The sequence below is a fragment of the Corallococcus sp. AB045 genome (genome assembly GCF_003668895.1).
Classification (GTDB): Bacteria; Myxococcota; Myxococcia; order Myxococcales; family Myxococcaceae; genus Corallococcus; species Corallococcus coralloides.
On record NZ_RAWN01000268.1, the window covers coordinates 1 to 10,407 of the forward strand.

Annotated in this window: 8 protein-coding genes; 4 read left to right on the forward strand and 4 right to left on the reverse strand. The window is 71.5% G+C overall.

The features are described 5' to 3' along the window. Positions 1-2,860, forward strand: a 2,860-nt coding sequence (locus D7Y21_RS37395; RefSeq protein WP_121718240.1) for a cyclic nucleotide-binding domain-containing protein, incomplete at its 5' end; no start/stop codon positions are given. A gap of 1 nt (position 2,861) precedes the next feature. Here D7Y21_RS37395 and D7Y21_RS37400 read toward each other — a convergent pair. After that, positions 2,862-4,394 carry a hypothetical protein gene (locus tag D7Y21_RS37400; protein ID WP_147469483.1) on the reverse strand — a complete coding sequence of 511 codons (1,533 nt, stop codon included), beginning with the start codon at positions 4,392-4,394 and terminating at the stop codon, positions 2,862-2,864. 1,167 nt (positions 4,395-5,561) lie between these two features. Between D7Y21_RS37400 and D7Y21_RS43730 the strand changes: the two genes are divergently transcribed. The 3 genes from D7Y21_RS43730 (at position 5,562) to D7Y21_RS37415 (ending at position 7,568) form a co-directional block, all read left to right on the forward strand. Next, positions 5,562-6,014, forward strand: coding sequence for a 5'-nucleotidase C-terminal domain-containing protein (locus D7Y21_RS43730; protein WP_370039832.1), 453 nt, complete (start codon positions 5,562-5,564; stop codon positions 6,012-6,014). Positions 6,015-6,114: 100 nt separating this feature from the next. Beyond that, positions 6,115-7,128, forward strand: a complete 1,014-nt coding sequence (locus D7Y21_RS37410) for a stage II sporulation protein M (RefSeq protein ID WP_120563398.1) — start codon at positions 6,115-6,117, stop codon at positions 7,126-7,128. Next, positions 7,125-7,568 carry an inorganic diphosphatase gene (locus D7Y21_RS37415; RefSeq protein WP_199724285.1) on the forward strand — a complete coding sequence of 148 codons (444 nt, stop codon included), beginning with the start codon at positions 7,125-7,127 and terminating at the stop codon, positions 7,566-7,568. Before D7Y21_RS37410 ends, D7Y21_RS37415 begins: the two co-directional genes overlap by 4 nt. Here the strand turns inward: D7Y21_RS37415 and D7Y21_RS37420 are convergent. Genes D7Y21_RS37420 through D7Y21_RS37430 form a run of 3 tightly spaced genes read right to left on the reverse strand, consistent with a single transcriptional unit; the run spans position 7,565 to position 10,404 of the window. After that, a complete protein-coding gene (locus D7Y21_RS37420) occupies positions 7,565-8,089 on the reverse strand; it encodes a GNAT family N-acetyltransferase (RefSeq protein WP_120563397.1) in 525 nt (174 codons plus the stop codon). The genes D7Y21_RS37415 and D7Y21_RS37420 overlap by 4 nt on opposite strands. A gap of 9 nt (positions 8,090-8,098) precedes the next feature. Continuing rightward, positions 8,099-9,406 carry a DUF58 domain-containing protein gene (locus tag D7Y21_RS37425; RefSeq protein ID WP_121718243.1) on the reverse strand — a complete coding sequence of 436 codons (1,308 nt, stop codon included), beginning with the start codon at positions 9,404-9,406 and terminating at the stop codon, positions 8,099-8,101. Beyond that, positions 9,403-10,404, reverse strand: coding sequence for a MoxR family ATPase (locus tag D7Y21_RS37430; RefSeq protein WP_121718244.1), 1,002 nt, complete (start codon positions 10,402-10,404; stop codon positions 9,403-9,405). The genes D7Y21_RS37425 and D7Y21_RS37430 overlap by 4 nt, the downstream gene beginning before the upstream one ends. Between the last annotated feature and the right edge of the window lie 3 nt (positions 10,405-10,407).

The following is a 10,407-nucleotide window of genomic DNA, read 5'->3' on the forward strand; positions in this document are numbered from 1 at the left end:
GGGCGGGGTGCTGGCCTTGGGGCTGGCGGCGGCGCTGTCCGCGGGGCAGCGCATGCCGGCGCTGGCGCTGTACCTGTTCGCGGACTGCTTCAGCACGTTCGTGTCGTTCCGCTTCTGGGGCCGCATGGCGTCCGCGTTCGATGCGCGCGAGGCGCGCCGGGCCTTCACCGTGCTCAATGGCTTTGGCATGGGCGGCGGCATCGCGGGCGGTCTGCTGGTGCAGGCGCTGGCGGTGCGGCTGGGCACTCCCGCCGTGGTCGTGAGCGGCGCGGTGAGCCTGCTGGCCGCGGGCGCCATCTTCCACCACCTGCACAAGGCGGAGCCGGCGCCGCCCCCTCGCACGCGCTCGCTGCAGGCGTGGTTCCCGGCGTGGCGCTACCTGGGGGAGAGCCCGTACGCGCAGGTGCTGGCGGCGCTGGGCATCGCGTTCGCGGTGCTGTCGTCCTTCGTGGACTACCTCTTCCGCCTGCGCGTGGAGGGCACGCTGAGCGAGGACGGGCTGGCGGCGCTGTTCGGCTCGTTGCAGCTTTGGATTGGCCTGTTCTGCGTGGCGTTCCAGCTGCTCGTGGCGGAGCGGCTGCTCAAGCGCATGGGCCTGCTCATGTACCTGGCGCTGGTGCCGCTGGTGCTCGCGCCGCTGGCGGGCGCCACGCTGGCCACCGGGCAGCTGTGGCCGGTGCACCTGTTGCGGCTGGTGGAGACGGCGGTGAGCTACTCCATCCTGCCGGTGGGCATCCAGCTGCTCTACGCGGCGGTGCCGGACGAGCAGCGCGAGGGGCTGCGGAGCGCGGTGGACGGCCTTCTGCGCAAGGGCGGCGTGGTGCTGGCGGGCCTGCTGCTCATCGGCGCGGGCCGGGGCGCCAACGGCATCACCATGGCGGTGGCGGTGGTGATGCTGTGCGCCGCGCTGGGCCTGTTGCTCGTGCGCCTGAAGCCCGCGTACCTCACGGCGCTGGGCGAGCAGGTGGGCGCGCACGAAGAGGAAGAGGTGGAGCTGGGCGGCGAGGCACAGAAGCTGCTGGTGGATGCGCTGGGCGCGCCCACGCCGGAGCGGGTGCTGCGCGCGGTGGACATGCTGGAGCAGGCGGAGGCCGCGCCCTTGCGGCAACACCTGGCCGCGCTCCTCTCCCATCCCCACGAGCGCGTGCAGGAGCGCGGCGTGACGCTGGCGCTGTCCATGGAGGCGCGCGAGCTGGCGCCCATGCTGGAGCGGCTTGTGGAGGAGGGCCCCCGGCGCCCCCGCGACCAGGCCGTGTGGGCCCTGGCGCGGCTGTCCCCGGAGCGCGCGGAGCGGCTCTTGCCGCCGCTGCTCACCAGCTCCGACGTGGGCCTTCGCTGCGCGGCCATTGGCGCGCTGATGCGCACGCAGGGCAACTCCGCGGCGCTGGAGTCCCTGCGCGAGTTGCTGGCGAAGGGCGACCACGCGCCCGTGGCCGAGCGGCGCGAGGTGGCGCGGCTGTTGGGCCGGCTGAAGGACCCTCGCTTCGCGGGGCCGCTGTCGCTCTACCTGGAGGACATGGACATCTCCGTGCGGCGCGTGGCGCTGACGGCGGTGGGCGAGGGCGGCTACGTGGAGCTGGCGCCGCGCCTCTTGCCGTTCCTCGGCTGGCGCGAGGAGCGTCCGGCCGCGCGCGAGTCGCTGGTGCAGCTGGGCGACGCGGTGACGCCGCTGCTGGAGCTGCAGCTCAACAACAAGGCCGCGCCGCTGGCCATGCGGATGCAACTGCCCCGTGTGCTGCGCGGCATCGGTTCGTCCGCGGCGCTCAACGCGCTCCTGTTCTCCAACGTGCGTGACGACGCGGCGCTGCACTTCCGCATTGGCGCGCAGCTGTCGCGCCTGCGCGAGGAGCAGCCGGATCACCCGGTGGACGTGGACCGCATCCACGAGGCGCTGGGCCGCCGCCGCGACACGTACCGCCAGTTGGTGGGGGCCTTCCGTGACGTGCAGGCGGCGCTGGGGCCCCAGTCGCTGCTCACCCGTGCGGTGGGCGACCGGTTGGATCAGGCGCTGGAGTTGTCGTTCTTCCTCCTGGGACTCCTGCATCCGCCGCAGGCCATGCGCCGCATCCACCAGCACCTGGTGGGCAACGACTCGCGCCGCCGCGCCTATGCGTTGGAGCTGCTGGAGAACCTGGTGGCGCAGGAGGAGCGCGAGCTGGTGATGGAGCAGGTGGAGGCCCACCACCGCGAGTTGCCGCCCGGAGCGCCGGGCCGTCTATGGCGGCGGCTGGCGGGGCTCGTGCAGAGTGAGGACCTGGTGCTGCGCGCGTGCGCCCGCCACGTGGCGCGGGTGAACGGCCTGGACGTGCTCCCGCAGGAGGGTGACATGAGCGATACCATCGTCCAACGGATGTTCGCCCTGGAGGGCGTGAGCGTCTTCTCGCAGAGCGACGTGGACGACATCGCCGCCATCGCGGAGGTGGCGCGCGAGGCGTCCTACAAGGCGGGCCAGCGGCTCTACAGCCAGGGCGACCCGGGCGACGCGCTCTACGTCATCGTCGAGGGCGCGGTGGACGCGTTCCGCAACGGCGAGCACGTGCTGCGCTTCCAGGCGAAGGAGGCCATCGGCGAGGTGAGCCTGCTCGACGGCGCGCCCCGGCCCACGGACATGGTGGCCGCGGTGGACTCGCGCGTGCTCGTCATCGACCGGCGCGACTTCCTGGACCTGCTCGCGGACCGGCCGGAGCTGCTCACCGGCTTCTTCCGCTCCGTGAGCCAGCAGCTCCAGAGCGTCATCGACCTGCCCGCGCGCCGTGAAGAGGGTCAGCGGCTGGAGCTGGGCGCTCCCCAGCAGCCCCACGCGCCGCTGGAGGGCATTGGCGGCCTGCCGCCCGAAGGCAACGCGCCCTCGGACGTGTGAGTCAGTCCCCCGCGCAGTGCGCGGGCGTGGCTTCGCCGCTCTTGAGCGCGGGCGGCTGCGCGGGGTCCAGGCCGATGAGGTGCGCCGAGGCCACCGAGATGAACGGCCGCGTGAAGCAGCGGAACGGCGGGAGGCTGCCCACGAACCGCGTGAGCGCGAGCCCCGCGAACACCCACGGCTGACGCTCCACGACGGCGATGGGCGCGGCGACGCCCTCCGCGCGGCGGGCCAGGCGCGCCACGTAGTTGCGCAGGGGCCAGCCGTGCAGGGCGGGCAGCGCGCTCCAGACGCGCACGAACCAGGGCGGACGCGTGACGGGGGCCATCCACGCGCGGTCGCTCTTGGCGGCGGTGAAGACGAGGAGCCACCAGAAGCCCCAGGCGCCGCTGAGGAGGGTGAACGAGCGCGGGAACCAGCACAGGGGGATGCAGAGCAGGATGATGGCGGGCATCCCCATCACGAACAGCAGGAAGGCCCTCCAGCGGCGCTGGAGCTTGGCGCGCAGCCAGGGCACGTTGAGGCGCACGTGCGGGGTGATGTCGGGGTCCTCGGGCGGCACTCCGGTGGCGAGGCTGGCCTCGCGGGAGATGACCGTGTGGTAGTCGCGCGACAGGGCGACGACGATCCATTGCACCGCGCTCAGCGAGCCGAAGAAGAGCGCCCAGAACTCCCAGCTGCCCAGGAAGAAGACGCCGTTGCGCACCTGCGGCGCGTCGACGTTGAACCCCTTCTTCTGGCGTTCCTTCTGGATGCGCGGGCCCTTCGCGTTCGCCTTCGGGACATCCCGGAGGGCCTCCTCCACCTCCGCCCGGACGATGGCGGAGATCTGGTCGCCCAGGGAGTCCTCCGCGTCTTCGGTGTCGCTCGCGGTCTCTCCGGTGTTCGGCTCGGAGCCGGCTTGCGGCTCGGCCGCGCGGGGCTCCTGTCCGGCCCCTTTGTGCTCCTCCTTCGCGTCCTCGGCGGCAGCGGCGGCCTCATCGGCCGCATCCTCGGCGGCAGTGGCGGCTTCGCTCGGGGGGAGGTCGCCGGCCTTGCCCGCGTTGACGGCCTCTTCGATGAGCGCGGTGAGCGCCTTCTTCATCGCGGCTGGATCGCCCTTCGCGGCCTCCAGCTCCTTCGCCCGCTGATCGATACGGGCCTGCGCTTGCTCACGCGTGGCCCGGGCCTCGGGCGTCTCGTGCTTCCGCTCCTGTCTCTTCTCCTCCTTGTCGCCGTCGAACTCGTGGAACGCCCACCCCGCGGCGATGGCCAGCAGGAAGGCCGTCTGGAGCGCGGTCACCTTCACGTAGGTGGCGCGGACCGCGGGGCTCGCGAGCGTGACGCGGGCGATGTGGAAGGGCAGGGCCACCCCATAGAAGAACTGGCGGATGCGGCCCTTGGGCAGCTGGCCCTTCGTGGACTGGAAGTGCTCGGCGCCGCCCCGGACCTCGCCCCAGAACTCCGAGGCGAAGTTCCGACCCTGGGAGTCCCCTCGTCCACTGGGAGTCCCGCCGTCCTTCTCCTCCTGTAAAGGCTTGAAATCCTTGCCTTTCATGCCCGTCATTGCCTCACGCTACCACGGCGGGGATGTGCTAAAGGCCCGACCGTGAACCCGAACCTTCTCTCGCTGCGTCCCTTCCGTCGTCCTTCCCGCCAGCTCACGCTGTCGTCCGGCGCGCTGGTCCTCGCCTTGGGAGCCCTCGCGGGTTGTGAGAAGACTCCCCCGCCGGCTCCGGCCACGCCCCCGGCGGCCGAGCCCGCGAAGCCCGCCGTGCCCAACGAGGTGACGGTGCTCGTCACCGGCAGCGCGCGTGGCCAGCTTCTGCCCGTCGAGGGCAAGGGCGGCGCCGCGGAGCTGATGGGCCGCTGGGTGAATGATGAAAAGCACTGTGCCGGTCCGCTGAAGGATGGCCAGGCGACCTGTGCGGATGCCGGCACGCTCGCCCTGACGACGGGCGACCTGTGGACGGGCCCGGCCATCTCCTCCTTCTTCCTGGGTGCTCCGACGGCCGAAGTGATGGGGCACATGGGCTATGCGGCCTCCGCGCTGGGCAACCACGAGCTGTCGTACGCCAAGGATTCCTTCCTGAAGAACCGCACGGCCGGGGGCTTCCCCTTCCTGGCCGCGAACCTGAAGGTGACGGACGCGACGCTGGCCAAGGACCTGTCCATGCCCGCGTTCCAGGTCTACGAGCGGCGGGGCCTGAAGATTGCGGTGGTGGGCCTCACCTCGCAGAAGACGGTGCGCACGGCGATGTCCGGCCGCGCGGAGGGCCTGGAGGTCACCCCCAACGAGGACGCGCTGAACACGGCCGTTCCGGAGGCGCGCAAGGCGGGCGCGGACGTGGTGGTGATTGTCGCGGACCAGTGCCCCACGGACCTGCAGCCGGTGCTGGCGAAGCACGCGGACTGGAAGGTGTCGCTGGTGGCCGGTGGCCGCTGCGGCACGGATGCCCCGGGCGTGAAGACGGAAGGTGACACCACCTACGCGTCGCTGGGCCGCGGCTTTGATTCGTACCTGCGCGCGCAGCTGAAGTTCGACCCGTCGAAGGCCGCGGGCCAGAAGCTGACCGGCGTGGACACGAAGGTCGTCGCGGTCGCGGGCGGTACGCCGGACGCGGAGACGGCGAAGCGCATCGCGGAGTGGCAGACGAAGGTGGACCAGGCGCTGGGCCGGAAGATCGGCTTCACCAAGACGGGCATCCCGCAGGACTCGCCGCTGATGGCGAAGTGGGTGGCGGGCGCGGTGCGCACGCAGCTCAACACCGACGGCGCCATCCTCAACAAGGGCGGCATCCGCAATGGCCTGGCCAAGGGTGAGGTGACGCTGGGCAGCGTGTACTCGGCGATGCCGTTCGAGAACTCGCTGCTCACCGTGAAGCTCAAGGGCGAGGACCTGGCCAAGCAGCTGGCGAACCCGGACGCGCTCGTGGCCGGCTTCACCCCGGCGGGCAAGGGCAAGTTCAAGGACGCCCAGGGCAAGGCGCTGGATCCGAAGAAGGAGTACACGGTCGCCACGGTGGAGTACCTGTACTTCGGCGGTGACGGCTTCGACTTCGAGAAGCTGGACACGGACCCGGCGGAGACGGGCATGGCGTGGCAGACGCCGGTCGTCGAGTGGACGGAGGCCCAGGCCTCCACCGAGGCGAAGCCGCTGGAGAAGCTGGTCAAGTAGCGCTTCCGTGGTCCTGAAGCACCGGGGCGCCGGAGTCCTCCCTCGAAACGGGGCGGGCGGCCGGCGCCTCGCCGTTTCCGGGCTCGGTTAGAGTGGGCCCATGGAGATGGCGGAGTTCATCGAGACGCGGCGTCCGCGCTGGCAGCAACTGGAGTCGCTGCTGGACAAGTCCGAGGGCGAGGGACTGCGCAAGCTGAGCCTGGACGAGGCCCGCTCGTTGGGGAAGCTGTACCGCGCCGTCTCCAGCGACCTGTTGTGGGTGCGCGCGCGCAGCGGATCCGCGGACGTGAGCGCGTACCTCAACGACCTGGTGGGCCGCGCGTACGCGCTGACGTACCCGGGAAGCCGGCCCCGGTTCGCGGACGTGTGGGCCTTCGTGGCGCGCGGCTTCCCTGCGCTCCTGCACCACGAGTGGCGCATGTACGTGGCGTCGGTGCTGCTGTTCCTGGCGGGCGCGGGCTTCGGCTACGTGGGCATGGTGGTGGATCCGGATGCCGCGCACTACCTGGTGCCCGAGCAGCACGTGAGCATGGACCCCGTGAAGCGCGCCGCCGACGAGGCCGCGGGCAAGGGGATGAGCGTGGAGGAGCAGGCCCAGTTCACGACGTTCCTCTTCACGCACAACATCCAGGTGGCGTTCCTGGCGTTCGCGCTGGGTGTCACGCTGGGGCTGGGCACGGCGGTGATGCTGTTCACCAACGGCCTGTTCCTGGGGGCGCTCGCGCAGGTTTACGCGGCGAAGGGGATGGCCGGGTGGTTCTGGGCGTGGATCCTTCCGCACGGCATCCCGGAGATTTCGGCCATCTGCATCGCGGGCGCGGCGGGGCTCGTCATCGCGCGGGGCATGGTGGCGCCGGGTGGGTTGTCTCGTGGGCAGGCGCTGCGCAAGGAGGCGGTGACGGCGGTGAAGATGCTGTTCGGCACGCTGGTGCTGTTCGTGCTCGCGGGCTTCATCGAAGGCACCGTGTCGCAAATCCACCCGCCGAAGCTGTCGGTGGCCTTCAAGGTCGGCTTCGCGCTCACGGTGGGGGCGGGCGTCTACGCGTACCTGCTGTCGGACTGGATGCGCGGCCGGCGCGGGGATGCGCGTGCGACGGCGGAGCTGGCGGGATGATTGGGCCGGACCTGGCCGTGCCTCCGTTGCCTCGCGAGCCGGAGGTGCTGATTGAGTGCCCGCGCTTCTCGATGGTGAAGCGGCGCGCGGACGGCTCCGTGGACTTCGTGTCGCCGCTGCCGTGTCCGTACAACTACGGCTCCATTCCGGGCCTGCTGTCGGATGACGGGGACCCGCTGGACGCGGTGGTGCTGGGGCCTCGGCTGTCGCAGGGGCAGCGCGTGCGCGTGCCGGTGGTGGCCGTGCTGGGCTTCATCGACGCGGGGAAGGGCGACCCGAAGGTGGTGTGCGGGACGCATCCGATGACGGCGTCGGAGCGCGCGGGCCTGGAGCGCTTCTTCCGCGTCTACGCGCTGTTCAAGCGGGGCCTGCACCGCGTGCGCGGCGACGTGCCGGACACGCGCTTCGTGGGCTGGCTGCGCGAGGGGCCCGAGGCCTAGTCGAGGACCTTCGTCATCTTCAGGACCCGGTTCCAACGGAGGCCCTGCTCGATGGGGCCCACCCATTGCTCCGGTTGGAAGCCCACGCGCGTCCAGAAGCGGCGACCGACCTCGTTGTGCTCCACCACCGCCACCCGAAGCAGCCGGCCGCCGTTCGCGCGCACGTAGTCCGCGTAGGCGCTCAGCACGGCCTCGCCCCGGCCGTGGCCTCGGGCCTCTGGCGCGAGGAGGAGCAGGCCGATGTACCACTCTCCCGGCGCAGGAAAGTCACGCAGGGCTTCGAGCATCCCCGCGAGGCTGCCCTGCGCGTCGCGAAGCGCGAAGAGGCGGCCCTGTCCTGGGCCGAGCGTGGGGGGCCTTTCGCGAGGGATGTTCCGGGCCTGATCCGGGAGGGCGGGACGGCCGTAGGCAATCTGGTGGTAGTCCTCGCAGCGGTCGAGGAGCGGCTGCACGAGGTGCGTGTCGTTGTCGTCGACGGGGACCGCCGTGAAGTCCGCCGTCTGGAATGCCGCCCGGATCATGTGGCCCCTCTAGAGGACGCCGCGCGCCTTGATGTCGAGATACCGATTCACGGCCGCGAGGCTCAGTTCGTCGGGCGCGACGTCCAGCATCTGCACGCCGCCCTTGCTCACGCGCGCCTTGAGCACCTCGCGGTCCGTGAGCAGCTCCGACGCCACCGCGTGCTGGAACGCTTCCTCCGGTCCTGACGGCGGCGTGCGCAGCAGCTTCTGCAACGCCGTGTCCTTCACGGACAGGCACAGGGGGACGTGGCGGCGCGCCAGGCGGTGCAGCGGGGCCACCAGCGTTCCGGCCTGCTCCTCGTCGAGGAAGTCCGTGAAGACGCACAGCAGGCTGCGCCGGTTGAGGCGCACGTTCAGCTCCTTGAAGAGCGCCAGGTAGTCCACGTACGTGAGGCTGGGCGTCGCGGAGTAGAGCGTGTCCACCAGCTTGCGGTACTGGCCCCGGCCCGCGGCGGGCGGCAGGTAGGCCTTCACTCCGTCCGCGAAGAGCGCCAGTCCCACGCGGTCCCCGTTGCGGATGGCCACGAAGGCGAGGAACAGCGCCGCGTTCACCGCGTGATCCAACTTGGTGAGGCCGTCCACCTGGGCCGCCATGGAGCGCCCGGCGTCCACGCAGATGATCAGCGCCTGCGAGCGCTCCGACTCCAGCACCCGTGTCACCGGCTTGCCCCGGCGCGCGGTGGCCTTCCAGTCCACGTCGCGCACGCTGTCGCCCTGGGTGTAGTCGCGCAGGCGCGCGAACTCGCTGCCCTGGCCGTCACGCCGCAGCTGCCTGAGCCCCAGGTTCACCAGGTCCAGCGCCGCACCGGACAACAGCAGCCTGCGGGCCCCTCGCAGGTCCGGGTACACCGACACGGAGCGTTCAGCCGGGAAGGTGCGCTCGTGCGAGACGAGCCCCATCGGACCCCTCACGCGCACGTGCACGGCGCCGAATCTGAACTTGCCGCGCTTCGTGGGCGTGGCCCGGTACACCCACTGCGTCTGGCTGTCCGGCGTGAGGCGCAGCGTGGCCTCCGAGGGCTCCGGGGTGAACGACGGCGGCGCGTCGTCCTTCACGCGCACCTCCACCGTGCCTCCGCCCCGGTGCACCAGGCGCAGCTCGACGCGATTGGCCACGCCCACGTTGAGGCGCTCCGGCAGCAGGCGCTCCACCTCCAGCCGCACGCGGCGGGCCTGGAGGAAGTCGAACGCGGCCAGCGCCACGGCCAGCGCGTCCAACGCCAGCACCGCGCCGCCCAGGCCCGGGAAGAAGCCCGCCAGCGCCATGGGCAGCGCGAGCAGGGCAAGCAGCCCCCACAGGCGCTCGGAGGGAATCACCGGGGGACCTCGACGCCCTGGACCACCTCGCGCAGCACGTCCGCGGACGAGGCCCCGTCCAGCTCCGCGTCCGGCGACAGGAGCAGGCGGTGGCGCAGCACCGGGCCCACCAGGAAGCGCACGTCGTCCGGCGTGACGAAGTCGCGGCCCCTGAGTGCCGCCAGCGCCTTCGACGCGAGCAGCAGGTGCACGCCCGCGCGCGGCCCCGCGCCCAGACGGATGTTGGGCGAGCTGCGCGTCGCCGCCACCACCTTACGGATGTAACCGAGGACCGGCGGCTCCACGTTCACCGTGTTGAGCGCCGCGCGGGCCTGGAGCAGGTCGTCCTTCGTCACCGCCGCGTTCATGCCCGCGCGCGTCAGGTCGCCCGAGTCGAAGCCCCTATGCACGGATTCGAGGATGGCGTCCTCCTCCTCCGGCGCGGGGTAGCCCACGTCGATCTTCAGGAGGAAGCGGTCCAGCTGTGCCTCGGGGAGCGGGTACGTGCCTTCCGACTCCACCGGGTTCTGCGTGGCGAACACCGTGAACATGGGGGACAGCTGGAGGTTCTTGCCCTCCAGCGACACGGCGCGCTCCTGCATGGCCTCCAGCAGCGCGGACTGCGTCTTCGCCGGGGCGCGGTTGATTTCGTCCGCCAGCAGCAGATCCGTGAAGATGGGGCCTCGCGCGAGCACGAAGGCCTGCGACTTCAGGTCGAAGACACTGGTGCCCAGGATGTCCGCGGGCATCAGGTCCGGCGTGAACTGGATGCGCTTGAATTCCGCGCCCACGCTGCGCGACAGCGCCTTGGCCATCAGCGTCTTGGCCACGCCGGGCACGCCCTCCAGGAGGATGTGCCCGCCGGCCACGAGCCCGCAGAGCATCAGCTCCAGCGGTTCGTCCTGCCCGACCACGGCCTTGCGCACCTCCGCGAGGACGCCCTCGCGGATGGCGTTCGCGGACCGCACGGCGTTGCCGGTGTCCGGGAAGGGAGGAGGGGAGAAGGGCGGGGCGTTCATGGG

Excerpts from the sequence above, each read along its gene's own strand:
- D7Y21_RS37420 (WP_120563397.1), bottom strand. The coding sequence starts at position 8,089 with ATGATCCGGGCGGCATTCCAGACGGCGGACTTCACGGCGGTCCCCGTC.
- D7Y21_RS37400 (WP_147469483.1), bottom strand. The coding sequence starts at position 4,394 with ATGAAAGGCAAGGATTTCAAGCCTTTACAGGAGGAGAAGGACGGCGGG.
- D7Y21_RS37430 (WP_121718244.1), bottom strand. The coding sequence starts at position 10,404 with ATGAACGCCCCGCCCTTCTCCCCTCCTCCCTTCCCGGACACCGGCAAC.
- D7Y21_RS37410 (WP_120563398.1), top strand. The coding sequence starts at position 6,115 with ATGGAGATGGCGGAGTTCATCGAGACGCGGCGTCCGCGCTGGCAGCAA.
- D7Y21_RS43730 (WP_370039832.1), top strand. The coding sequence starts at position 5,562 with ATGGCGAAGTGGGTGGCGGGCGCGGTGCGCACGCAGCTCAACACCGAC.
- D7Y21_RS37415 (WP_199724285.1), top strand. The coding sequence starts at position 7,125 with ATGATTGGGCCGGACCTGGCCGTGCCTCCGTTGCCTCGCGAGCCGGAG.